Annotated in this window: 19 protein-coding genes; 12 read left to right on the top strand and 7 right to left on the bottom strand. The window is 71.0% G+C overall.

Features of this window, described 5'->3' with window-relative positions; genetic code table 11:
• Positions 1-387: 387 nt before the first annotated feature.
• Positions 388-1497 carry a substrate-binding domain-containing protein gene (locus J2X68_RS15510; RefSeq protein WP_310433123.1) on the bottom strand — a complete coding sequence of 370 codons (1110 nt, stop codon included), beginning with the start codon at positions 1495-1497 and terminating at the stop codon, positions 388-390.
• A gap of 987 nt (positions 1498-2484) precedes the next feature.
• Here J2X68_RS15510 and J2X68_RS15505 point away from each other — a divergent pair.
• Positions 2485-3762, top strand: a complete 1278-nt coding sequence (locus tag J2X68_RS15505; protein WP_310433122.1) for a hypothetical protein — start codon at positions 2485-2487, stop codon at positions 3760-3762.
• A 196-nt stretch (positions 3763-3958) separates the two neighbouring features.
• Here J2X68_RS15505 and J2X68_RS15500 read toward each other — a convergent pair whose 3' ends face one another.
• From J2X68_RS15500 to J2X68_RS15475, 6 genes are all read right to left on the bottom strand, one after another.
• Positions 3959-5689: a TraM recognition domain-containing protein gene (locus J2X68_RS15500; RefSeq protein WP_310433121.1), complete on the bottom strand. Its 1731-nt coding sequence runs from the start codon at positions 5687-5689 to the stop codon at positions 3959-3961.
• A gap of 86 nt (positions 5690-5775) precedes the next feature.
• Positions 5776-7221: a hypothetical protein gene (locus J2X68_RS15495; protein ID WP_310433120.1), complete on the bottom strand. Its 1446-nt coding sequence runs from the start codon at positions 7219-7221 to the stop codon at positions 5776-5778.
• On the bottom strand, positions 7218-9326 hold the full coding sequence (locus tag J2X68_RS15490; protein ID WP_310433119.1) for a peptidoglycan DD-metalloendopeptidase family protein: 2109 nt from the start codon (positions 9324-9326) through the stop codon (positions 7218-7220). Before J2X68_RS15490 ends, J2X68_RS15495 begins: the two co-directional genes overlap by 4 nt.
• Positions 9327-9332: 6 nt before the next feature.
• Positions 9333-10010, bottom strand: coding sequence for a hypothetical protein (locus tag J2X68_RS15485; RefSeq protein ID WP_310433118.1), 678 nt, complete (start codon positions 10008-10010; stop codon positions 9333-9335).
• A gap of 200 nt (positions 10011-10210) precedes the next feature.
• Positions 10211-10573: a DUF4913 domain-containing protein gene (locus J2X68_RS15480; RefSeq protein WP_310433117.1), complete on the bottom strand. Its 363-nt coding sequence runs from the start codon at positions 10571-10573 to the stop codon at positions 10211-10213.
• Between the two features lie 95 nt (positions 10574-10668).
• Positions 10669-11292 carry a hypothetical protein gene (locus J2X68_RS15475; RefSeq protein WP_310433116.1) on the bottom strand — a complete coding sequence of 208 codons (624 nt, stop codon included), beginning with the start codon at positions 11290-11292 and terminating at the stop codon, positions 10669-10671.
• A 336-nt stretch (positions 11293-11628) separates the two neighbouring features.
• Here J2X68_RS15475 and J2X68_RS15470 point away from each other — a divergent pair, with 336 nt between their 5' ends.
• The 11 genes from J2X68_RS15470 to J2X68_RS15420 all read left to right on the top strand — a co-directional run bounded on the left by J2X68_RS15470 (position 11629) and on the right by J2X68_RS15420 (position 24104).
• Positions 11629-13326 (top strand): conjugal transfer protein, encoded by a 1698-nt coding sequence (locus J2X68_RS15470; RefSeq protein WP_310433115.1) that lies wholly within the window; start codon positions 11629-11631, stop codon positions 13324-13326.
• Positions 13327-13385: 59 nt separating this feature from the next.
• Positions 13386-13646, top strand: a complete 261-nt coding sequence (locus J2X68_RS15465) for a hypothetical protein (protein ID WP_062645045.1) — start codon at positions 13386-13388, stop codon at positions 13644-13646.
• Between the two features lie 64 nt (positions 13647-13710).
• Complete coding sequence (locus J2X68_RS15460; protein ID WP_310433114.1) at positions 13711-14196, top strand: hypothetical protein; 486 nt, start codon at positions 13711-13713, stop codon at positions 14194-14196.
• A gap of 54 nt (positions 14197-14250) precedes the next feature.
• Entirely contained in the window at positions 14251-17253 is a 3003-nt protein-coding gene (locus J2X68_RS15455) for an ATP-binding protein (protein WP_310433113.1), read from the top strand.
• A gap of 53 nt (positions 17254-17306) precedes the next feature.
• The gene (locus tag J2X68_RS15450; RefSeq protein WP_310433112.1) at positions 17307-17912 is read left to right on the top strand and encodes a hypothetical protein; all 606 of its coding nucleotides are present in this window, start codon (positions 17307-17309) and stop codon (positions 17910-17912) included.
• Between the two features lie 13 nt (positions 17913-17925).
• On the top strand, positions 17926-18540 hold the full coding sequence (locus tag J2X68_RS15445; RefSeq protein WP_310433111.1) for a hypothetical protein: 615 nt from the start codon (positions 17926-17928) through the stop codon (positions 18538-18540).
• 28 nt (positions 18541-18568) lie between these two features.
• On the top strand, positions 18569-20770 hold the full coding sequence (locus J2X68_RS15440) for a hypothetical protein (protein WP_310433110.1): 2202 nt from the start codon (positions 18569-18571) through the stop codon (positions 20768-20770).
• A 48-nt stretch (positions 20771-20818) separates the two neighbouring features.
• The gene (locus tag J2X68_RS15435) at positions 20819-21448 is read left to right on the top strand and encodes a hypothetical protein (protein WP_310433109.1); all 630 of its coding nucleotides are present in this window, start codon (positions 20819-20821) and stop codon (positions 21446-21448) included.
• Between the two features lie 37 nt (positions 21449-21485).
• A complete protein-coding gene (locus J2X68_RS15430; RefSeq protein WP_310433108.1) occupies positions 21486-22094 on the top strand; it encodes a hypothetical protein in 609 nt (202 codons plus the stop codon).
• Positions 22091-23335, top strand: a complete 1245-nt coding sequence (locus J2X68_RS15425; RefSeq protein WP_310433107.1) for a hypothetical protein — start codon at positions 22091-22093, stop codon at positions 23333-23335. Before J2X68_RS15430 ends, J2X68_RS15425 begins: the two co-directional genes overlap by 4 nt.
• Positions 23336-23342: 7 nt before the next feature.
• The gene (locus J2X68_RS15420) at positions 23343-24104 is read left to right on the top strand and encodes a hypothetical protein (protein WP_310433106.1); all 762 of its coding nucleotides are present in this window, start codon (positions 23343-23345) and stop codon (positions 24102-24104) included.
• Positions 24105-24223: the final 119 nt, after the last annotated feature.

The following is a 24223-nucleotide window of genomic DNA, read 5'->3' as shown; positions in this document are numbered from 1 at the left end:
ACTGCGCGTCAGGGCCGACCGGACGACCTGCGCCTTCACCGACCGCGGAGTGACCTGCGCCTCCGCGGGCGAGGAGCGGCCCCGGCCGCTGGACCCACTACGACGACGTCACCCCGTACAGGGGCCTCCACCGGGGCGCCGCGGGCGGACCGCCCGAGGCGGCGGTGGAGTTCACCCGGGTGGCGTGCGCGCCGCACACACGCGCGTGTGGCGGGGCGAGCGGCGACACGCGCGTGGAGGCGTGACGGGCATGAGGGGCGACACGCGCGTGGAGGCGTGACGGGCATGAGGGGCGACACGCGCGTGGAGGCGTGACGGGCGTGAGCGGCGGCACGCGCGCGTGCGGGGCGGTCCGGGCGGGCGCGCGGCCCGCCCGGCGTCCGTCGCTCAGACGAGGTTGAGCGCCTGGCAGGCGGCCTTGTACTTGGCCGTGCAGATCTCGGAGACCTTGTAGATGCCGTCGGCGATGATGGTCGACTTGATGTTGTCCTTGGTCAGCGCGACCACGGTCACCAGCTTGGCCGGGATGTCCTTGTTGGTCGGGCTGTCGACCCGGTCGCGGGTGAGGGCGTCGAACTGGATGTCGCGGCCCTGGACCTTGGCGACGGCGGCCTCGGCGGCGGCCTCGGCCTCGCCCGGGTACGGCTTGTAGACGCTCATGAACTGCTCACCGCTGATGATGCGCTGCACGGCCGCCAGCTCGGCGTCCTGGCCGGTGATCGGGGGCAGGTCGCTGCCGCTGACGCCCGCGGCCTTCAGCGCCTTGATGATGCCGCCGGCCATGGCGTCGTTGGCGGAGTAGACACCCGCGATGTTGGACACGCCGAGGGCCTCGATCGCCTTCGTCATGTTGGCCTCGGCGAGCTCGGGGCTCCACTTGTCGGTGTCGTACGACCGCGCCACCGTGACCCGGCCGTTGAGCTCGTCGAGCGCGCCCGCCTTGAACTGTCCGGCGTTCGGGTCGGTGGGCGAGCCGTTCACCATGACGATCTTGTCGCTCTGCTTGACGTTGGTGATGGCCTCCACGAGGGTGCGGCCCTGCACCTCGCCGACGAGCTCGTTGTCGAAGGAGACGTACCCGTCGATCGGGCCCTGGGCCAGGCGGTCGTAGGCGATGACGGGGATGTTCGCGTCCTTGGCCTTCTGCACCATCGGCGCGATGGACTTCGAGTCGACCGCGTCCAGCAGGATGACGTCGACCTTCTCGTCGATCATCTTCTGCATCTGGGTGCTCTGCGTCTTGGCTTCCCCGGCGGCGTTCGCGTACTCCGTCTTGCCCTTGTTCTGCGTGAGCTCGGCGACCTTCTTCTTGATGATGGGGTAGTCGAAGTCCGCGTACCGGGTGTTGGTCTCCTCCGGCATCAGCACGCCCACCGTGACGTCGTTGCTCCGGGTCGGTGTCGCACTGCTGCTGTCCTCCGAGGCGCCCAGCATTCCGCACCCGGCGAGCGACAGGGACATCGTGGAGGCGACCACGGCTATGGCGATACGACGCATTCGGGGGCTCACTTCAGGTGCGTTCGGTGCGATTCCGGACACATGGGTGCGACATGTTGACCCAGGTGTCTGAAAAGACAACGCGGCGGCGACCATCGGCGTCAAGCGGAACTACTTAACGAAGTAGCAACATCACACTCCGTTTAGCGGGTGAAGACGCATGGAGACCACGCGGAGAGGTTAAAAGACCTGGCCGGAGAACCGACCGACGCGTAAGCAAAAAGCCGCACGGGCACGGCCGTTGCCCACGGACCGCGCCCCGCTCCGGCCGACGGCCCGACCCGAGGAGACCGAAGGCGGCCGAAGCCGACCGGAGGTGACTGAAGCCGACGGAAAGCAGCCATGGATGACCGGTGCCCGACCGGGGGCGATCAGGGGCGACCCGGGGCGACCCGGGGGTGATCGAGAGGAGCGCATGAAACCCGCCGACTTCGGCCCGGCCGTCGTCCCGGCCGCACCGGCCGCACCGGCCGCACCGGCCCGTACGTATCGGCCCGGACGTACCGGCCCGGACGCGCCACCCCCGACGCATCCTCGGCCCGCACCGGCGCTCGGTCCGTACGGCGGACGGCGGACACCGTCGGACGGCCTCTGACGGCCGTCGGGGGCTGGCCGCCGAAAGCCGGCCGGCCGGGCCGTCCGCGACTCGGCGCCTGACCAGCGGAATCGCCGCTTCCGGCGCTGTTGCGAACTGGTGACGGAGCGACGATTGATCACCTGTGGGATCCGGGTGAAGATGAGTCACCGCGAGCCGCCGGGGGGACAGGCAGTACCGGCGGCGGTCACGCTCCTGGTGCGCCTCTCCGCCTTCCCGTCGCGCGCCACGCCCGCTCGCACTTCCCGCTCGTCGGACGTCCGGTTCGTCGGGCGTTCAGCTCGTCGGGCGTCCCGCTCGGCGCGCGTCTCGTTCGTCGCACTTCCTGCTCGTGTCCTCGCCGCCGCCGTCACGGCGTGCTCTTGCCGCTTGATTCCTTGGGGGGATTCATCATGTCCGCTCGTTCCGTCGCCGCCCGCCGCATCCGCACCGTGGCCGCGACCGCCGTCGTCACCGCTGTCGCCGGCGCCGTCTCCGTCCCGGCCACCGCCGTCGCCGCCGACACGGCAAACGGACACGCGTTGAAGATGACGCTCGGCGCGCCCACCCCCACCGGCCCGCTCAAGCGCGGCGGAGCGACGGAGTCGATGATCCTCTCGGTCGCCAACTCCTCCGACAAGGCGCAGGAGTTCTCGGCCTGGCTGCCGGGCACGCCGGACGGTCCGAGCCCGGTGCTGAAGGACTCCATCGTCTTCGACGTGACCGCGGTCGACGCGCCCGCGACGAAGTCGGCCGTCGGTCGCCAGGACGGCTCCTTCCAGGGGCTGTTCTTCCCGGCCACCGGGAACGCGGCGTCCACCTTCTCCATCCCGGCGAAGACCGAGTTCACCTGGAAGGTCACGGTCGGCCTCGGCGCCTCCTACCCCACCAACGACGGCGACTTCACCCTCACCGCCGGCCGGCTGGTCGGCGACACCGACGACGACCCGTCCCGCAACACCCAGGTCTTCAAGATCGACCCGGCGATCACGCCCGGCAAGCTGAACGTGGCCTGGGAGCAGAAGACGGGCGCCGTCGCGCGACCCGGCCGGCGCGCCGAACTGGTGCTGAACACGACGGCCACCGGACCCGGCGAGTTCCCCGCCGAGCTTCAGCGCACCGTGTCCGCCCAGCAGTTCCGCGACGGCGCGGGCAACCCCGACTTCGTCCTGGAGGCCGAGGTCGACGGCAAGATCGTCAAGCTGGCGGAGTCCAACGACAGCGAGTGGGAACTCCCGGCCATATCCAAGGGCTTCGGGGCCTCCACGGGCACCGCGAGCATCAAGCTGTACCTCTCCCTGGGCAAGAAGAGCGACATCGTGAAGGACACCGTCGTCCCGCTGGAGGCGCTGATCTCCATGGGCGACTCCTGGGGGTTCAACGGCGCCGGGACCCAGGTGAAGGCGGGCCCGGCCCTGGCCACCACGCCGAGCGGCACGCCGTCCACGACGCCGTCGCCGTCCGCCTCCACCCCGGCCTCGGCCTCCCCGTCGGCGTCCGCGTCCGACTCCGCGGCCACCACCACGGGTGGCACGACCGGCGGCACCACGAACACCACGACCGCGACCGGTTCGCTCGCCGCCACCGGTTCGGGCGGCGGCCTCTACGGCGCCCTCGCGGCCGTCCTGCTGGCCGTCGGCGGCGCGGCCACCTGGTTCGGCACGCGCCGCCGCCGAGCCTCCCGCGTCTGACCCCGCCGGACGACGACACGGAGAGCCACGACGGACGGGCCACGACGGACGGACCCCCTGACGGGGGACCAACGGGGGAACCGACAGGGGAACCGACAGGGGAACCGACAGGGGAACCGACAGGGGAACCGACAGGGGAGGGGCCCGGAGGCGATCGCCTCCGGGCCCCTCCCCCGTGCTCCGTGCCGCCGTCGGCTCAGCGCGCCCCGGGGTCGTACTTCTTCAGCGAGGCCTGGACCTCGGCGGCGTAAGCGCCCTCCCACCACGGGACCGTCTCGACCAGCACCGGCTTGGTGCCGGAGGCCAGGACGAGGGCCCGGCCGGGCGGCATCGCGCCGAGGTCGGAGACCTGGAGGACGCGCTCGCGGCGGGTGGACTCGCTGATCGAGCGGTTGCCGGACCAGCCGCCGAACTCCGACTCACGGCTGGTCTGGTACTCCCGCAGCTCGAACTCGCCGGCCAGCTCGCTCAGATCGCCCAGGAAGCGGGTGTCCGAGACGCCACCGCCGTAGACGCGGACGTTCGCCGCGGACCACAGCTTCTCCATGCCGCGCTCGCCCCACACCTCGATGCCCTGCGCCCAGGACTGCAGGATCGTCATCAGGATGATCCCGCGCGAGCCGTAGTGCGAGTACAGGTCGGGCAGCGAGCGCCAGCGGCACACGTTGGCCGCCTCGTCGAGCACGCCGACGAGGGGCAGCGGGAGACGCCCGCCGCGCTGGGTGGTGGCGTACTCCTCGGCCGCCTCGACGACGGCGACGGTCAGCGCGGTCACCAACGGCCCGGCGGAGTCGCGCCCCTCCCGGCTCAGCGAGTACAGGGTGCCGCCGCTGCGCACGAACGCGTGCGGGTCGAACTCGCCCGCGTACTCGTCGGCCGGGGGCGTCACCCATCGGTTGACCTCGGGATTGACCAGGCAGGACGCCATCTGCTGGGCGACGCCGTAGATGCCGCTGCGCTGCTTGTCAGGGGCGCTGATCACGCCGGCCAGCCCGTCCGCGGACATGGCGTGCCCGGCGCCGCGCAGGATCCGCTCCGGGGCGTCGTCCTTGGGGTTGGACAGCCAGGTGTAGATCTGGGTGATCGGCGCCTTGGCGCAGGCGGCGGCGAGCAGCAGGTTGGCGAGCAGGTCCTGGCCGGCCGGGTCGAAGAAGGCGTCGGTGGAGGCGTTGGCGTCCCGCGAGCCGCTGGCGAAGTGGTCGGCCATCTTCCGGGCCTTGGCCACGTCGGTGACGTACGACAGCGGGTTCCACCACCAGCTCGGCTCCTCCTGCGCGACCTGCTGCGGGTCGAACACCCACACCGGGCCGCGCGCGGTCCGCGGACCCCGGGTCGCGTCCACGATGTCGCGCTTGTTGGAGGTGACGAGGACGGCGCCGGGCCCGTCCAGGATGGCGGGAATGGCACGCCGGGTCGTCTTGCCGGTCCGCGGGCCCCAGATGTCGACGTGCATGTCCTCGTACGACCCGTACAGCGGCTGCCGCCCCTTGACGGACCGTCCGATGAACACGCCGGGCGTGCCCGCCCGCACCCCGAGGCGCTCGGCGGTGGCGGCCGCGCCCTTCATGGTCAGCTTGCCGAGCTCATCGCCCTTCGCGAGGTGCTGGGCGGCGCCGTCCACCTTGGGCTTGTTCCTGAACCGCTCCCGCACCCGGTAGGCGGCCAGGCCGAGGATGCCGACCACCAGCGCCTCGCCGGCCGCGACGGCACTGGCCGCCGAGCCCGGCCAGCTGTAGTCGCCCTTGATCACCTCGACGAGGAACGTCAGCGGGTCGGAGGCCGGCGCGGGCGCGTCGGCGTACCCGGCCCCGACCTTCGCCGCCAGCCAGGCGCCGGCGCCGACGAGGAGCACGACCGCGACGGCGATGACGATCTCGAAGGTCCAGTCGTCCTCGGCGCGGGGTTTCTTCTGCTGGTTTGCGGTCACCCGCGGGTCCGTCCTTTCTGGACTGTGGACTTGCTGAGTTGTCTGAGGATGGGGGTGCTGGGCGGTGGTGGTTGGGAGGGCCGGGGTCAGGCCTTCTCCGGAGCGAAGACGAAGACGCCCTCGCTCGTCGCCAGCAGGGCGTGGCCGTCGGACGTGCGCTCCAGGACCTCGACGTCGTCGTTCAGCGAGGAGTCGGGCTCCAGGCCGGAGGCGAGCACCTTCTTGGTGCGCATGTCGAGTGCCGTCAGCCCCAAGTCGCTGACGGACGCGTAGAGGACGTCGCCGGTCGGCAGCGCAACCGGCTCGATGTTCTGCTCGCCCTCCTCCTGCCGCCAGAACTCGTCGCCCGTCTGCGCGTTCCAGGCGACCGCGCCTCCGCCGAACTGGGTGACGACGCTCTTGCCGTCGGCGGAGAGGACGACGACCGGTTCGTGCGCGTCGTTGGGGTCGAAGGGGGTCTTGGGGCCTTCCACGAGGGTGCGGCCCGTCCTGAGGTCCACCACGGTCAGGAGCGCGTCGTACGTGTCGTCCTTGAGGCCCCAGGCGAGCAGGCCCTTGTCCCCGTCGAGCGGGAAGAGGGAGGCGGCCGCCCGGTCGCCGTCCGGGGTCTGCGCCGCCACGGGGGCGGGCAGGGTGACGCCCTCCGTGTCCCACAGGTCCTTGCCGGTGACGCGGTCACCGACCTGGAGCCGGTCACCGCTGACGTAGAACTCGGCGAGGGACGTCATCACCCGGTAGCCGAAGCCCGGCCCGATCGGCGCCTGGTCCTCCCACCGGTCCTGGACCTCGACGGTGGCCCCGCCGCCGAGCGGCGCGTAGGAGCCGCTGTCGCTTCCCTCCCGCAGGCGCACATGGCCGGCCTCGACGGTGAAGTCGGTCCCGTCCTCGCCGTCGTAGGCCGAGCTGCCCAGTTTCTCTCCGGAGGGGGCGTACATGGTGTACGTCGTCCGCACGGACTCCTTCTTGAGGCCGCTCGCGGGAACCACGTCACCGTCGACGGCCAGGAGGGCGGGCGTGCCGTCCTTCCACCGGCCGATGGTGAAGAACTCGGCGGGCACCGGATCCCGGTCGCTCGACCAGCCGTCGGCGGGGATCGCGACCTCGACCGACGTGCGTTCCCGGCCGGTGGCCGCGTCGAGGAAGCGGGCCCGGAAGAGGTACTCCTGCGGGGTGCCGCCGGTGTTGTCGGGGTACACGGTCGCGTCCTCGGTGAGGACGACGGCGTCACCGAGCACGCAGGTCTGCGAGTGGTCCCCGACGACCCGGCTCGTGGCCCGCTCGACCGGGTCACCGGGGCATCCCGTGTCAGCGCCGGCCGACCGGCTCCACACGGGCTTCCGGGTCAGGCCGGGCAGTGCGGCGCCCCGGTAGGCGGAGCCGTCGGCGGGGGAGGCGGACGCCTTGGGCGTCGTCCTCCCCTTCGCCGCGCCGTCGTTCCCCGTGTCGTCGCCTCCGCCGCAGCCCGCGACGAGCCCCAGTGACACCAGGGCCCCGGTGAGAGGGAGAAGGTGACGCCTCATCTGCTGGCTCATGCTCCTGTTCCGCTGTCCTTGCCGTCGCCCTCGACCGCGTTCGTGCCCTGGGGGATCGGCACGCGGTAGACGCCGGTGATCTTGTCCTGGTAGTCCCAGTTGCTGAACTCGACCGACTTGCCCGGCCGCGGAGCGTGAATGATCTTGTGGCCCTTGGGGTCCCAGACCAGGCCCACGTGGCCCGAATGGCCGGCTTCCGGCCGGAAGAAGATGACGTCGCCGGGCTGGGCCTCGGACAGCGACACCTCGTACTTCTTGAGGTAGGGCTCCTGCGTGTAGGTCGTCGTACCGATGTTGATCTTCCCGCCGCTGGCCATGTAGTACGCCCACTGCGTGAAGCTGGAGCAGTCGAAGCTGGTCGGGTTCTCGCCCTGCAGGCGCGGGGCGCCGAACACGTACGGGACGCCGATGCCGCGCTGGGCCCAGCCGAGGACCGCGCGGATGACCGGGTCGTCGGCGTCGGGGAGGACACCCGAGACGCCCGCGCCGTCCGGGGCCACCGCGGCACCGCCGTTGTCCTCGGCGCAGTCCGCGTACTGCGCGTCCCTGCTGCTCTCGTCGGATCCCGGGACGGTCCCGTAGTCGGGGTTGGCGGTGACCTTGCCCTTCATCCACTCGTCGGGGTCGACCATGCCCGGCCCCTGGTCCTGACCCCCCACGAACGGGTTGTCGACACCGGGGACGAGCACCTCCCAGTGCAGGTGGGGCCCGGTGACGTTGCCGGTCGCGCCGACGGTGCCGATCTGCTGACCGCGCTTGACGCTCTGACCGACGGACACCTTGATCGAGGTCTGGTGGCCGTAGAGCGTGATGACCCCGCCCGCGTGCTCGATCTTCGTCATGTTGCCGTACGAGCCGCCGGGGCCGGCGTGGACGACCTTGCCGTCGGCCGGGGCGTAGATCGGGGTGCCGCTGGAGGCCACCAGGTCGAGGCCTGTGTGGTAACCGAGGCTCCACATACGGCCGTTCTGGTGGTACGGGGTGCCGACCGTGTACGTGCCCTGCTTCATGGGCCACTGCCAGTCCTTGCCGGTGGTGGGCTCCTTGGCAAGGGGGAAGGACACGGTCGTCGCGTAGCCGGCACCGATGCTGCCGCTGTCGCCGCCGATGTCACTGCTGTACGCGGCCAGGGACATCGCGGTCGTGCTGCCGTCACCGCTGTCGTCGTCCAGCGCCGGCGTCGACCAGGAGCGGGCCGGGGTGGCGGCGATGCTGAGCGCGGAGCCGGGCTGGGCGTTGTTGCCGACCGGTTCGGGAATGTCCGACTGCTTCCCGAGGGTGGGGAAACCCGGGTTCTTCTCGATGGTCTCCTTCAGGTGCGCGTACCAGCGCTTGATGAGGTCCTTGTCGCCGGTGAGCACGCCGCGGTAGCGCGCGGCCTGGGTGAGGACGACCCGCGGGTAGATCGTGTTGGCGGCCGTGGAACCGGAGTAGATCTGGAGCGCCTTGAAAGGAGCGGTCTCGGCCTTCTTGGCGTGCAGGAAGTTGGCGGCGGCCCAGGCCGCGTCGTCGACGTTGTACAGGTCCTTCGTGCCGTCGCCGTTGCCGTCCGCGCCGTAGTCCGTCCAGGCCGGCTTGCCGAACTGGAGGATCCCCATGTAGCCGAGGGAGTTCTTGCCACCCGGCGCGGCCGAGGGGTCCTGGCCGTACTTGGTCTCCTGGTACATCTGCCCGGCGATGAGCGTCCAGTCGAGGCCGTCGTAGCGTGCGGCGGCGCGCATCGCGGCGAGGATCATCTTCGGCGGTATCTCGTTGCGCGCCGTCTCGCTCGGCATGTACATCTTGCCGGCCGGCATGACCGGGTTGGTGGCAGCGGCGTCACCGGTGTTCCCGGCGTTGGCGTTGTCCGCGTAGTCGCCGCAGGAAGCGGCCGCCGCACCGGCGCCCACTCCGCCGATCATGCTTCCCACCAGGATCAGGACGAGAGTGCCGACCCCGGCGATGGGCAGGCAGCCGACACCGCCGACCAGCCACATCCACTTGTTGTTCTTCTTGTCGCCGCCGCCCTTGCCGCCGCCGCTCTGGGCCGCGGCCTTAGCCGCCTTCGCGGCCTTGGCGACCTTCGCCGCCTTGCCGGCGGCGGCCAGTACCGCTGGTGCAACCATTCCGGTTCACACCCCCGAGTCGTCGGACGCGCCCACGTCGCCGAGGCCGAACACGTCGAACCCGGAGACGACCCACTCGCCGCCGTCCTCCTTGACCGTCACCAGCCACTGGTTGGACTCGGTCGTGGTCTGCCCGTCCGCGGTGCGCGTGGCGGTCACCTTGACGAGGGTGGACATCGAGCGGCCGCTGTCACGCACCAGGTCGTCCGAGACCAGGGCATCGCGCACGACGACGGCCTCCCCCTTGGAGGAGCACTCCTCGGCCTGGCAGATCGCCCACTCCTTGCCCGTCGGCAGCGCGGTCGCGGCCTTCATCAGGGCGTCGTTCGTGGTGAGCCGGAGCAGCGGAACGCTCCAGGTCGCGGCACTGCTCGTGTGGTCGTACGTGGTGAGCCCGGCCATGTACTGCACCATGGCGGTGTGCGCCTGCACGGCTTCGGAGGCCGAGACGATCGGGGCGACCGCGGTGTTCGACCCTTCGCCGGCGGCTCCCTCACCGTCCGAGCCGGCGTCGCCCCCGTCCGGGCCGGCGGTGGGCGTCACGGAGTCGCCCTCGGCGTCACCGCCGTCGCCCCCGTCGTCTCCGTCGAAGACGGTGAACACGGTGAGCACGGCGATCAGGAGAAACCCGAGCACCCCCAGGGCCAAGAGCCCCGTGCGCTTGTTCTCCGCAGGCAAGTCCACGTTCCCGCGCCTCCCTTGTGCTGAGCCGGTACGGCGGGTGACCGGGACACGGTAGGGGGAGGCGGAAGGGGGGAGTCGGGGGAATTCCCGGTGGGGAAATCAGGCGGTCCCGCGCCGGGAAAGCGGGGGAAAGCCAGGCGCCGGCGCACCGCACCGCGACGCCGTGCACGCCACGCGCGCCCGGCCGCCCGCCGCGGCGCTCACTCCGGGCGCGGATCCACCGGCAGCGGGTCGAACGGGTACGCCGTATGCCCGCCCTTGGGCGAACAGGCCGCGAACGGGCCCGAGTCGGCGTCCATCAGGACCCGCAGATGCGGGTCGGCGTGGTGCAGCCACCACGTCGACATGCCGAGCGCCGGGTCCTGGCGCAGGTGTTCCCAGGCCAGCCAGAGCGCGGACAGACGGGCGCCGGCCTCGGGGTGCTCCCACCACCTCGGGCACCAGGTGGCCGTGCTGCCGTTGACCCGGCGGCGGATCATCTGGGCGAGGTAGTCGGAGACGAAGACGAAGACGTCCGCGAAGTAGAACTCCGGCTCGTCGGAGCCCTCTGCGGTGCCGGACATCGGTGCCCCCATCGGTCGGTAGGTCTGCGGCTGTCGCGCGATCAGGTCGGATCGGGTGGCGCGGATCGGGTGGCGCCCCGCCCGCCGCCGCGTGATCAGGTCAGGACGATACCGAGCAGCAGCAGGACGACCACCACCGCGCCCATCACGATGCGCGCCGTCGGGTCCTCGCGTTCCCACAGGTCGTGGACGACGGCCCAGCCAGTCAATCGCGCGGCCCGGCCGCTGTGGATGTCGGAGGACGCCTGCTGCTCCTCGTCCCCGACCGTCTCTTCCGCCACCGGCGGCTCGGGGTCCTCGTCGAAACCGACCGGCATCCCCTGCTGCTCCTGCGCCACCAGGACCATTTGCTCGAGGAGTTCGGGAATCGTGTTCGGCGTGAGGGGATAGGCGAAGGTGCCGTACGGCGTCTCCACGCACAGGCTGGCCTGCCAGGGGTTGCCGGGCTCATAGCCGTCGACCCAGGCGCGCTCGGCCTGGAAGACCTGCGGGGCCTGAGCCGGCTGCGGGGCCGGGGCGGGGGCAGGACCGGCGGGAGCCGCGGGTGCCGGGGCAGGAGCCGGAGCCGGAGCGGGAACGCCCGCGGGGGCCGGGGCCGGGGCCTGCTGGACCGGCGGCGCCTGCTGCGGGATCGCCCAGGTGCGCGGGTCGGGCTGCTCCGGGGGTTGCGGCTGCTGCGGGTACTGCGGCTGCTGCGGGTGCCCGTTGTGGTCGGTCAACTCTCGTCCTTCGCCGGGTCCGTCGGGTCCAGGGGGTGGTGCCGGAAAGGGGTACCCGGCGACCTCGGGCACACGCGCCCAGCGCATTGTGGGCCCAGGACGGGTCGGTACGGCACGGTGCCGTCCCGCCGTGTCCCTGACACTTTTCCCGGCCGGTTTCCTCATGGACACGGCATCGGGAATGCCCGCAGTCCCGGCGAGGAAAGCGACACCGGTCCGGTGACAGGTCTTTGTCACACTGCCAAGCGCACCTGGCCGGGCCAGGGCCCGTCGTGCGGTGCGGTCGTGAACCCGCCCAGGCGGACGGGGAACCGACTCGCTGGAGTAACCGACTCGATGACAGACCACAACAGCCCTGCTGGCGCGGTCGGCGGAGGCCAGCCTTCCGGGCAGCCCGGGTCCTTCGGTCCTTCCCAGCAGCCGCCGCAGCAGGCGTGGCAGGGGCAAGGGCAGCAGGCCCCCGCCCCCCAGCAGGCCCCCGGTCCGCAGCAGCCGCAGCCGCTGCCCTCCGACGCGGCCCGCGCCCAGGTCGCCGCCGCGTGGGTGCGCAGCACGCCCCGGGCCGGCCAGGCCGCCGTCCCGTCGCTGCCGCCGCGTGAGACGCGCCCCCAGGGCGAGTCGAAGAAGGAGAAGCGCGAGCGCGAGCGGGCGGCACGCAAGGCCGCGTACGAGCAGAAGAAGGCGGAGAAGGAGCAGCGCAAGCGGGGCGTTCCGGCGACGGCCGCCACAGCCACCGCGCCTGCCCCCACGCCGACCACGGCCGCCCAGCACCCGCCGCAGCACGGCCACCAGGCCCCCGCCCCCGGCTCCTCCACGATGTCGCTCAGGGCCACGGCAGCCCCGGCCGCGAGCGCGACCGCTCCGGCCGCCGGCGCGGTCACCCCCGGCCAGGCCGCCCCGAAGGCCGCATCCGCCCACGCACCCGCACGCGACTTCGTCGTGCCCAAGCCCGGTGGCCGTATCTCCGCCGGCGGCCGTCGCACGCACGTCGCGCTCCGCGCCACCCTGCTGATCACCACCTGCGTGTTCGCGCTGGGCTCCTGCGGCGTGATGGGGCTCGTGATCGGCAAGTCGTCCGGGACCACCACCGCCGGGCTGGACGCGTCGGACGCCACCCGGTACCGCCTCACCGAGTTCCCCACCGAGCAGGCGGCGGCCTTCGCCGAGCAGTACGCGCAGCTCTGCATGACGTTCTCCCCGGACACCGCGTCCGCCCGCCGCACCGACCTCGCCCGCTACGCCTCCGCCGGGGTCGACCCCGACTGCGGCTGGAGCGGCGAGGGCACCAGCAAGGCCGTCTCCGTCACCTGGGACGGCACCGCCGAGAAGCTTCCCGAGTACGGCGACCACGGCCGCTACATCGGGGTCCAGGTCCGCACCGACGACGGCACGCTCACCACACTCACGGTCCCCGTGTACGTGCAGAACCTCAAGACGGGCGAGGGCATGCGCGTCTCCGGCGACGTGGGCCAGATGCCGCTGCCGGCCGCCGCGGACGTCCCCGAGGTCGACCAGGGCGACGAGGTCGTGGACGACACCCTGTCCACGCAGCTCCAGAAGGAGGTGCTGCCGGGCTACTTCGAGGCCTGGGGCGCCTCCGACGCCACCGCCATGGCCCGCTTCCTCACGACCGACGCGACCCTGACGGCCACCACCGGTCTCGCCGGCCGCCTGACGGGCCCGCAGATCGGCCCCGTCGTCGCGCTCGTCCCGGCGAGCGCCCAGGACACCAAGCCGTACACCTACGACGTCGGACAGGCCGTCCAGGTGCGGGTGTCGGTCGACTGGACCGACGCGAAGGGCGTCGCCGTTCGCCGCGCGTACCGGATGACGATGGTCAACACCGCCCAGGGCTGGTTCATCAAGGACGTCCGAGGCGGGGTCCTCGACGCCGAGGGCGGCCGGGCCGACAGCGACAGCGATGCCGCGACGGGAGCGGCGTCACCCTCGGTCGGCGCCTCCGGAGCCCCCTCGCCCTCCACCTCCGCGTCCGCGGCCGTCCCGTCGTCCACGGCCAAGCCCGCCAAGCCCTGACCGGCCCGCCCCGCACCCCCATACCACTACCGCCGCTCCACCACCCGAGAGGAACCACCATGTACCTGGCCGAGACGACCCTGAACGACATGTTCGGGCAGATCGAGGACATCCTGCGCAACGCGGGCACCATGGTCGCCGTCATCGCCCTGCTGATCCTCGGCATCCGGATGCTCCTGTCCATGAAGCGCGGCGACGGCATGCGCGAGGCCTTCCAGGGCTTCGGCATGATCGCGCTGGCGGCCCTGATCATCGGTGGCGCCGGCGGCCTCGCCGGTGTGCTGATCGGCCTCGGCAGTCAGATCGGCGGCGGCAACTGACGGACCGCTCGGGCCCTGCCCGACGTGACGTCAGCCGCCGTTTCAACCAGGGGAGTTCGCAGACATGAGCCAGGAGGCGCCGGAGCCGCTGGTCGCGTACGACCACACCGATCTGGTCAACCGTCCCAAGCGGATCTGGAACTGGGGCAACATCCCGCTGCCCGGCCTGCTGCTGCCCGCGCTGGGCGCTGCCTTCGGGTTCGGGCTGGTCTGGCTCATCACCCTGTTCACCGTGTCGGCGTTCCTGCCCTTCCTCGGCATGTCGATGTGGACGTCGGTCCTCTACTTCGGGCCGCCGTTCGGCATCTACTTCGTCTGGGGGCGCCCGCTGCCCTCGGCGCTCACCCTGAGCCAGCAGCTCGTGGTGTGGACCGACTGGTGGTTCCAGCCCAAGCGGCTGCAGGGTCTCGCCGCGGACCAGGAGCCGGAGCAACTGCACTGGCAGGTCATCCTCTTCACCCCCGGCTCGCCGCGCTGGCAGGCCCGCTACCAGGCCGCGCGCCGCGTCGCCGCCGAGCGCGGCAGCGCGTTCGCCGCCGCCAGGCGCTGATCCCGCGCTCACCCCACCACTTCCCGATGTCGACTACCGCAGGATGAGTCCTCCATGTTCATGTTGATCCTTTTGGGCGGGGCGGCCGCCTTCTTCGTGGTCGCCATGATCATGGCCGCCTCGTCGAGCAAGAAGAACGGCCAGGGCGGCCAGGGCGGCGGCAGGAACTCCTCCGCGCGCTCCAAGCCGTCCGGCTCGTCGGCCGCCGCCCGCCGCGAGGACCTCCGCCTCCCCTACCGCTACGCCGACGACATGATCTTCGTGCACGGCGACTCGGTGTGGACGGGCATGGTCCTGCCCAACGCCATCGACGAGTACCTCAACGCCGGCGAACTCCAGGCGATGGCCGAGGGCCCGGCCCGCGGTCTGCTCAACCTCGCGCGCGGCGACCGCAACGTCGAGTGCCACTACCGCAAGGTCTACCAGCCGATCACCGCCATGACCTGGGCGGAGGAGCTGAACGCGGTCGCCTGGGACCCCACCGAGAACTACAAGGCGTACAACCTGCGCAAGGCGGAGTACCAGGAGCGCATCGGCGCCAAGCGCGAGCGGAACATCCTGCTGGTGAAGCTGGGTTCGCTGAAGCGCACCAACGGCGGCAGCGGGGTCGTCGCCCGGGACGACGAGCCGTACGACGAGCCCGGCCTCCTCCAGGGTGTGCGCGGCGCCGCCGACCAGGCCGCCGCCACCGCGACCGGCGTCGCCGACGAGTACCTCTCCCCGCACGTCCTCGCCGAGTGGACGCAGGTCGCCGTCGAGGTGCACGAGAGCCTGGAGGGCCTGAAGGGCACCCCGCTCAGCCGCGAGGAGCTCGTCTGGCTGATCCGCAAGCCGCTCCACGGCGACCTGCCGGTCCCGCCGGAGCCGGTGCTCGGCTCGCGCGCCTGGGGGCCGAACCAGTTCGACCTGGTCGTCGACTTCTCCGGCGAGAACCGCAAGACGCACATCGTGCTGAACCAGTACGACGAGGTGACGGGCGAGCAGCAGACCAGCTACACCACCACCCTCGTGGCCGCCAACTGGCCCGCGGAGACCCGCTTCCGCCAGTCGACCGCTTGGGCGCGTTACGCCGCCCAGCACGTGGACTTCCCCGTCGAGATCGACATGCGGTTCACGCTCATCCCGTACCTGAAGTTCAAGGACCGCGCCGACAAGATCCGCGGCAACCTCGTCGACGAGATGAACGACATGGCCAACTCCGGCCGCAGCCCCGACACCAAGCTGGCCACCCAGGTCACCCGCGCCCAGGAGCTCGTCGACGACATCGACGAGCACAAGATGCCGGGCATGGAGGCGCAGATCCGCTTCACGATCTCGGCGCACGACGTGAAGGAGCTCGAGCGCCGGCGCCGGGTCCTGGAGATGCAGTTCAAGCAGGACCTGAAGGTCACCCTGCTGCGTCCGACCCGCCAGCAGTGGCGGCTGCTCCAGTCCCAGTTGCCGGGCGACGCGCCCAAGCTGCCGATCGCGCCCTACCTGCGACTCCAGGAGGTCGAGCAGCTCGGCGCCGGACTGCCCACCGCGGGAACGGAGTTGGGCGACAATCCCGAGCACCGTTCCGGCAAGCGCCTGGGATGGGTCGGCAACCTCGTCGGCTGGGCGGGCAAGATGCCGGTCCACTACTCCCTGCACGTCGGCCCCGCCCGCAACGACGGCGGTGGCCTGGCCATCGTCGGCGCCTCCGGCGGCGGCAAGTCCTCGCTGGCCCTGCAGAAGTTCTACGAGGAGTCCGAGTCGGGCGTCCGCTGCCTGGTCATCGACCCGAAGACCGACTTCGCGCAGCTCTGCTACTACCTGGCCTTCGGTTCCCAGGTGAACGACCCGGACTTCGCGAGCGACGCGGAGACCGGCCTCCTCGGGACTCCGGCCAGCAAGTTCCAGCCCGTGAACCCCGAGTTCTGGGCCGAGACGGAGGTCGTCGACCTCCTGAAGGGCCAGGCCGGCGTCCTGGACCCGTGGGTCATCGCCCGTGACGTCCCCGCGGGCCGTCTCCTCGCCGAGTCCATGCTCCGGGGCTTCCTCGGCGACGAGGACTACCAGCGCGTGCGCCTCCCCGTCATCGAGGGCATGGCGACCGTCATCGGCCGCTACAACTCCGCGATCCGCCAGGCGGTCGAGCAGGGCCACACGGCCCGCGACGCCGAACTCGCGGTCCCCCGACCGACGTTGTGGCAGGTGGTCGACGAGGTCGTGGCCGCGTACGACCACGCGGTGGCGTCCGGCGACCGCGAGGCCATCAAGGACCTGAAGCTCGCGCAGATGCTCCTGACCGAGCTGCGCACCCTCCCCTACGCCCGTCTCTCCTTCGCCGAGCGCCCGCAGCCCCTCTCCAGCATGCGCAAGCGCCGTACGGTCATCACCCTGCGCGGCTTCCAGTCGCCCGCGGCCTCCGACCCGCGCAGCTGGAACCCGGCGGAGCGCCTCGCGGCGACGGCCCTCATGGCGGTCGTGGAGCTGGGCAGCCAGATGCTCGACGTCGGCTACGAGAAGAACCCGGTGACCGGCGAGATCGGCCTCCGCCCGAAGGCGCTCTTCGTCGACGAGGCCTACGTCGTCACCGCCACGGAGTCCGGCCGCGACCTGATGCGCCGTGCTCTGAAGCAGGGCCGCTCCTACCTGGCGGTCACCGTCCTGATCACCCAGCAGGCCATCGACCTGGTCCAGATCGAGGACTCCGAGGCCCGCAGCGGCGGCGCCAACCAGATCCACACGGTCTTCGCCTTCAAGCAGAAGTCGGCGCAGGAGGCGTCCATGGTGGCCCCGCTCCTCGGCCGCCCGGAGAACGACCCGAAGGTCATCGCCGCCCTCCAGGAACTCCGCACCGGCGTCTGCCTCCAGCGCGACGCGGACAAGCGGGTCGGCACGGTCGCCGTCGACCTGGTCTTCAAGGAGATCCTCGCCGCCACGGACACCAACGGCACCACCCGCCCGGCCCGCCAGGGCGTCAACCCACCGCTGAGCGTCTGGGACTGGACGTTCCTCCAGGAGGCGGAGGAGGACCCGGCGCAGTCGGCGAAACCGGCGGCGGAGACCGCGACGGCGACGGCGACGGCATGACGCGTCGCACCGGCACCATCCGCCCGCACACCCACCGAGGAGGCCGTTCCACCGTGCGCCTGTCCAGAAGTCTCGCCATCGGGGCCGCGGCCCTCGCCCTGCTCGCGACGCTGAGCGGGTGCGGGTCGGACTCGGAGTCCGGCTCGCAGTCCAGTACCGGGGCGGACTCCGTCGTCGGCTCGGACGCCGACTCGGCCGACGGCAGCGGACAGGCCACGACCGGTGGCCTGCCCCAGGCGTCGGACACGGCGGCCGTCGCGAGCTATCTGAACCGGTACACCCCCTGCCAGGACGTGACGACGGGCGACGAGTACGACACCGGCAACGACGGTGACGCCTGGGGCACGGACGAGTCGGAGGACCCGGCCTGGGGCATCGAGGAACGCGCCGTGTGCGCGGACGGCTCGGGCGGCCCCATCGCGCTGCTCACCGTCTCCGACATGAAGAAGTTCCAGACCGCCGCCAAGGCGAGCGGCGACGAGTTCCTGGTCGGCGAGGACTTCGCGGTCGTCCCGGTCGGCGACGAGGCGATCCGCGACCTCCAGCAGTCCGACCTGAGATTCCTGTCGTGCGATGCGGACCTCACGGTGCCGAGCGGCTTCGAGAAGGAGCCGGCCCTGGTGGACGGCTGCGTCCTGACCAACTACGTCCCCGAGTAAGGCGAGAAACCCCATGCGAATCAGGCGAGCGATCACCATCGGCGCCGTCCTCCTCATGTCCGCGTCGATGACGGCGTGCGGCGGCGACGACAGCGACGCAGGGAACAGCGACGGCGACGGGAAGAGCAGCGCGAGCACGGGCAGCGGAAAGGGCGACGGCAGCGGGACGGCGAGCACGGAGCTGCCCGAGGCGTCGGACATGGCGTCCCTCGCGTACTTCCTCAACGAGCACGCCTCGTGCCTTGATCTCAAGACGGGCGCCGAATACGACGACTCCAACTACACGGACACGGATCCCGCCTGGGGCGAGGAGAACATGACCCAGGATCCCGCCTGGGGCATCAAGGAACGCGCCGTCTGCATGGACAAGTACAACGACGCCAACACGCTGCTCCTGCTGTCCGACATGAAGAAGTTCCAGACCTCCATCAAGGAGCGGAACTACGGCTCCATCCTGATCGGCGAGAACGTCGCGGTGGATCCGGGCGACGCCCAGACCGTCCAGGAACTGAAGACCTCGGGCCTCAAGACCCTGCACTGCGATGCGGAACAGCCGATACCCAGCGGCTACCAGCAGGAGCCCGCACTGGTCGCCGGATGCGTTCTCACCGACTACTACGACGACTGACCTCCGACCCGTCCCCGAAGGGCTTTTCATGCTGACCCGCTTCCGGCCGCGCTCCGGCCGTCCGGCACGGCCCCGGACGAGGCGCTCCCTACGCGAGAAAGTCATCAGCACCGGCATCGCCGCGCGGGCCGTGCTGTTCCTGGTGCTCGGGGTGATCGCGCTCTCCTTCTCCGCTCCACAGCAGGCGCAGGCCCTCTTCGACACCTGTGACTGGGCGCAGCAGAGCATCAATCAGAAGGCCGACATGCCAGGCCCCGCCGCGGAGAACATCTTCCCCTCGGTGAAGCAATGGGACGGGAAGCGCGAACTCGTCGCCGGCGCGACGAAGATGGACGGCCCCGCGTCGAAGTACACGCTCTACGAACTCAGCGCCATGCGCGGCCTCAACTGGGCCTCGACCCAGCAGAGCCAGCACGATGCCCAGCAGGGCGACCGCGGGCAGGCCGCCGACGACGACGAGTGCAGCCTCCAGAACGAGATCTACAACAGCATCGCCCAGGCCATCTTCGACCTGAGCAAGATCATGAGTCGGGCCGCGATCAGCATCAAGGAGATCTCCTCCAACCCCAGCCCGCTGGCCGCCCTCTACGACGGCACGGTCTCGGGTGACGACAGCGTCGTCGACCGCCTGAACAACGGCGTCTTCAAGCTCGCCGTGCCCACCATGATCCTGCTCACCGGCCTCTGGGTGTTCGGCAAGTGGCGCAAGGGCGACATGCGCGAGGTCTGGTCGGGCGTCGGCTGGGCCGCGTTCGTGGTGATCGCCGTGTCGGCGTTCCTCGTCAACGGGAACTACGTGGCCGTGGTCGAGACGGCCGACTCAGGAATCGCGCAGGGAAACGCCGCCCTGACCGAGGCTGTGCTGGACAGTGCGATCGACGGCGTCGACCCGCCCTGCGACCTGCCCGACAACGCACCCCAGCGCGGCATGCGCATCTCCAGCTGTGCCATGTACGACACCCTGGCGTTCCGCCCCTGGGCCATCGGCCAGTTCGGCGACCCGGGCAAGGCTCGCATGGAGTACAAGGGCACCCAGAAGTGCGACTTCGGGTCGGAAAAGCGCTGCACCGACCTGCGAGTCAAGCAGGTGATCGTCCAGTCGGTGACGAACATCGAGTACTACCAGCACCCTTCGCCGGTCGAAGTGGAGGAGAACGAAAAAGGCGACATCATCAAGGCGAAGGAGAACCAGTACGGCGAGCTGCGCCACTACATCGCCGAGAACGAGGATGCGCGCATCTACGAGCAGTGGTCCGGCGACAAACCCGCCAACCGCATCAGCATCGGGGTCTACGCCCTGGTCGCTTCGCTCATCGTCGGTCTGATGGTGGTCGTGCTCAGCGCCCTGACCCTGCTGTGGCACGCGGTCACGCTCATCATGGTGATCCTGCTGCCCCTGGTCGCGATCATCTCGATCCACCCGACCCAGCAGAAGCTGCTGCGGGGCTGGTGGCAGACCTTCGTGCACAGCTTCGTCCTGCGCGCCGGATTCGGCGTGATCCTCACGATCCTGCTGCTCTTCTACCAGCTGATCCTCCCGCTCCAGGTCCCGCTGGGCATGCAGTTGCTGATGCTCCTGCTGGTCACGATCGCCGTGATCATGCTGCTCAAGAACCTGCTGTCCGGGAAGTTCAGCCCGCAGGTCCAGGGCGCGGACGACGCTCTCGGCGTCGGGGACATGGCCGGCAAGGTGACCGCCATGGCTCCCGGTCTGGCCGCGTCCGCCGCAGGCTCCACCGCCCGCACCACGGGCCGCGTGGCGAGCACCACGGCCAAGGGCACAGTGCGCGCGACGGGCAGCACGGCGCGCGGGACCGCCTGGGCGGTGGACAAGCTCGCCTTCAAGGGCAAGGGCCGGGCCAAGATGCAGGAGAAGGGCTGGCTCGGTCAGTCCAAGCGCGAGCAGCGGCAGACGGCCTACCAGAGTTCGCAGGTCGCCCAGAAGAACTACGACCGGGAATTCGGCGAGCAGGGAGGCCAGGAGTCACCGGCTCCGGAGCCGCCCCGCACCCGAGGCCGCCGTGTCAGCGGGTCCAGCAGTGCGCCGGCTCCGCAGTCCACGACGCCGACCGAGTCCCGCCCGGCACCCGCGCCCGCTCCTGCTCCCGCTGCCCCCGCACCGCAGGTGCCTGCCCCCCGTCCCCGGCCCGCCGACCCGCCGGTGACACCTGCCGCCCCGGCGCCCACACCGCCCCGGAGGGACCCCCGAGGCCCCAGCGGCCGCGTCTAGCCCCTCCCCGTCACCCTCGCAGCCCCACCCACACCAAGGAGCCACCCGATGCCCGCCCTGACCGCCGACCGCAGTCCCGACCAACTGGTCGCGGAACTGGAGCGGCTCATCGGCGTGGACTGGCCCACGGTGTGGGCGGGGGTCCCGGAGGACGCGGAGAAGCGGGCGAGGTGGTGCGCGGGGTTCGGCTGGCGTCCGCTGTGGGCCGAGGCGGGACTGCGCGTCCGTACGGCCCTGGGCGGCCGCCTGTATCTCGCCTCCGCCGCCCCCGGCGGCCCGGTGACCCGGATCGACCACACGGTGTGGTCGGCCCGGGCCCGGGACACGGACGAGAACGCCCTCGTCACCGACCTGGCGGAGACCCGCTGGACCGCCGGCCTGACCGCCCTGCGCGGCCTGCTGGGCAACCCGACCTGGCACGGCACCTGGGACACCCCGGACTTCCCGGAACTGCCGGGTCCGGGGGCCTGGCCCGACGCCGGGTGGCGTACGGCGTACCAGGACCCGCACCGCGTCGCGGTGTGGCGGTTCCGGGTACCGCAGGCGCCGGTGTTCGAGTTCAGGGCGACGCTCGGCGCCACGGCACGACGTGGTCCGGTTCCGGCCAATGCGAGGATCGAACTCGTCTGCCATGACCCCGACCACGCGGAGTCCCGTCGGCAGGCGCGGCGCGGATGAACCGGAGCCGTGCGGAACGCGAGGAAGGTGACAAGCGATGACGACCCTCAGCATCGAACGCAGCCCCGAGCAGCTGGCAGAGGAGCTCAGGGGGCTGGAGCACGTGGACTGGCCGGCGGTCTGGGCGGGCCCGCCCAACCCCGGTCAGGCACTGGACGACTGGTGCGCTCTGTTCGGCTGGAAGCCGACGTCGGCGGAGCGGGTGCTGACCGTGCGCAGTGGTACGGGCCAAGACCTCGCCCTCTTCCCTGTGCGCTCCGCCGGTTGGGCTCCGGTCAAACAGCTCAGCTGGACGAGTTGGCACATGTCCGCGGACAACGCGTCCGAGAACGACGAGGTCCTCACCCAGGCTGCTGAGACGTGGGCCGCCTATGTGGAGGCTGCCCGCTCTGTGCTCGGCGATCCTTCCTACGCGGGCGCCTGGGACGACCCGGCCTTCCCTGAACCGCCGCACGACCGGCACTGGCTGATGCCCAGCGACCTGCGGCTGGAGGACATGGACCCCTACCGCATGGCGGTCTGGCGGGAGGAAGGGCCGGAAGGCCACCTCACCGTTCTCGCCGCCAAGCCGGGATCCGCCCGAGCGCCGGGTGCGCTCCGGCGCGCGTCGATCAAAGTGACCTGCTACCCGCCGGAGGCCGAGTGATCCAGGCACACATCCCGGACCGAGTCCTCGACAACGCCCGTGACAGGCAGCGGACCGTCGAGCCCGGCCTGACCGAGGCCGAGGCCAAGCGGATCGCGAGGGAGCTGCGCGCGGGCATCGACCACCTCCAGGACAAGGAGTACAGGAAACAGCTCCACCAGCGGCTGAGGGAGATCGCGGCTGCCCAGGACATGGACCTGCCCTCCCCCGACACCAGGTCGACCTTCTGGTCCTACCGGCTGGAGGACCATCCGCAGATCAACAGGGAGCCCGGGGAAGAGCTGTACAGCATCCACATGGCGGCTGCGTACACCGAGGCACAGAACTCGATCGTGCCGGACACCCTGCGGTACCTGGAGGGCACGCCCGGCGGTGAAGCGCTGGGCCGGCTCCATCTGTGGGACGCGGAGATGCAGGACGCGCTGGGCCTGGACGAGAAGGCGGGTCTTGCCCTGGCCTACGACGCCTGGGGCGCCCTCTCCGAGAAGTACGCCGCGAAGACGGAGAACGAAGCCCTCTTCTTCATGCCCGAGCTCAACCCTAGAACCGTGGCCTACCAGACGGAGTCTCGTCAGCTCCGTCAGGACGGCAAGCTCGACATCATCAACTTCATGTATCCGGCGCCGACGCACAACTACACCGACCTTGCGCCGGAGACCCAGGAGCTGCTGGCCTCCCAAGCTGTCCGCGCCCAGATCCACACCTTCTCGTACGACGAGCACGACGAGAAGTACACGCCGCTGACCAAGGCGGGGCACCTCGACCTACAGCAGTTGGCAGCGCTCCCCACCCCCGAGGCCCAGCGCGCCGCTGTCCTGGAGGTGTGCGCCCGGGTGGCGACCATGGACGGCCCCGCTCGCGCGGCCGACGTGGAGAAGCTCATCGAGGAGATCAAGGTCCTGCGTCCGGACCACGAGGTCACGCTGCCCAGCATCGAGGACCAGCAGTGGGCGGCCGGACTCCGCGGTTCCGAACCGACGGGACCACCGCCCGTCGCCGTCAGCACCCACGGCCAGTACCTCCCCGGCGTCACGGTCAACGCCAGGACGGGACCTGCGCTGCTCGAGTCGGTCACCCTCCCTGCACCGGAGAAGGCCGCCGTGAGCGCCCACAGCTTCCTCCCCGGCGTCTCCCCGCAGGCGAAGTCGGTCGTCGCCCCGAGCCGGACCGACACCCCGACGGCTCCCCCCAAGGCGCCTCCGGCCCCTGAGCAGTCGAACGACACCGGAATGGGAGTGTGACCGGCCCATGAGCCGCACGCCGGGCAATGCCCGCACCCCGCGCACCTCTCGTCCACCAGGCCCTGCCCGCACCACGCACACCGCCCAGCAGACCGCAGCCGACCGGCAGGACGAGACCACCACCCCAGAGACCAGCAGCCCTGCACCCACCACCGTTTCAGCCCCGGCCCTTCCCCTCCTCCGCCGTTTCCTCCACCAGGACAGGGACGACGCCTGGGCCGTCCGTCTCCTCCCCCGCATCGTCTTCGGCGTTGCCGCGCTCTACACGGTGATCACCCTCGCCTCGCAGAGCGGCTCCAGCTTCGTCGCCGTCGTCACCGCGCTCCTCCTCGGCCTCGCGCTCTGGCTGATGCGCCGCCGTACCCAGCTGCTGCTGGCGATCGGGGTGAGCATCCTCGCCGTCGCCTTCACCGGCTACTTCTCCGCGGTCGGCGACGCGGCCCGCACCAGCGAGGACGCGAGCGCCACCGTCACCGGCACCGCCGCCTTCGGCTACTGGGCCCTCGCCGGCATGGCCCTCCTCGGCGCCTGGATGGTGAAGGAGCACCCGGGCCGACGGGGCGTCACCGTCGTCCTCGCGGATGTGATCCTCGTCATCGCGTCCGTCGTCGGGATGTTCCTGCCGGAAGCGGGTGTACCGCTCGGTTTCCTCGGCGTGCTCACGGTACTGGCGCTGCGCGGAAGCAGGGCGAAAGCGGTTGCAGGCCGGGCCGGCCAGGCACTTGGCCGCCTGCGGACGCGCAAAGCCAGTGATCCGACGGACAGTTGAGGCCCGTGTGAACGTTTCGTCTCGTCACTGTGCCAAGTCGGCACACGCTTTGCAGATGCGTTGCACGGGGTTGACGGAACGATTTAGGCTCCCCCCCGATCACGTATCACCACGGGGGA

Source organism: Streptomyces sp. 3330, assembly GCF_031456635.1.
Taxonomy (GTDB): Bacteria; Actinomycetota; Actinomycetes; order Streptomycetales; family Streptomycetaceae; genus Streptomyces.
This window is presented reverse-complemented; position numbering and strand designations above follow the sequence as displayed.

Coding starts and splice junctions, on each gene's coding strand:
- J2X68_RS15445 (WP_310433111.1), top strand. CDS start 17,926: ATGCGAATCAGGCGAGCGATCACCATCGGCGCCGTCCTCCTCATGTCC.
- J2X68_RS15455 (WP_310433113.1), top strand. CDS start 14,251: ATGTTCATGTTGATCCTTTTGGGCGGGGCGGCCGCCTTCTTCGTGGTC.
- J2X68_RS15495 (WP_310433120.1), bottom strand. CDS start 7,221: ATGAGCCAGCAGATGAGGCGTCACCTTCTCCCTCTCACCGGGGCCCTG.
- J2X68_RS15505 (WP_310433122.1), top strand. CDS start 2,485: ATGTCCGCTCGTTCCGTCGCCGCCCGCCGCATCCGCACCGTGGCCGCG.
- J2X68_RS15490 (WP_310433119.1), bottom strand. CDS start 9,326: ATGGTTGCACCAGCGGTACTGGCCGCCGCCGGCAAGGCGGCGAAGGTC.
- J2X68_RS15470 (WP_310433115.1), top strand. CDS start 11,629: ATGACAGACCACAACAGCCCTGCTGGCGCGGTCGGCGGAGGCCAGCCT.
- J2X68_RS15510 (WP_310433123.1), bottom strand. CDS start 1,497: ATGCGTCGTATCGCCATAGCCGTGGTCGCCTCCACGATGTCCCTGTCG.
- J2X68_RS15460 (WP_310433114.1), top strand. CDS start 13,711: ATGAGCCAGGAGGCGCCGGAGCCGCTGGTCGCGTACGACCACACCGAT.
- J2X68_RS15440 (WP_310433110.1), top strand. CDS start 18,569: ATGCTGACCCGCTTCCGGCCGCGCTCCGGCCGTCCGGCACGGCCCCGG.
- J2X68_RS15465 (WP_062645045.1), top strand. CDS start 13,386: ATGTACCTGGCCGAGACGACCCTGAACGACATGTTCGGGCAGATCGAG.
- J2X68_RS15420 (WP_310433106.1), top strand. CDS start 23,343: ATGAGCCGCACGCCGGGCAATGCCCGCACCCCGCGCACCTCTCGTCCA.
- J2X68_RS15430 (WP_310433108.1), top strand. CDS start 21,486: ATGACGACCCTCAGCATCGAACGCAGCCCCGAGCAGCTGGCAGAGGAG.
- J2X68_RS15480 (WP_310433117.1), bottom strand. CDS start 10,573: ATGTCCGGCACCGCAGAGGGCTCCGACGAGCCGGAGTTCTACTTCGCG.
- J2X68_RS15435 (WP_310433109.1), top strand. CDS start 20,819: ATGCCCGCCCTGACCGCCGACCGCAGTCCCGACCAACTGGTCGCGGAA.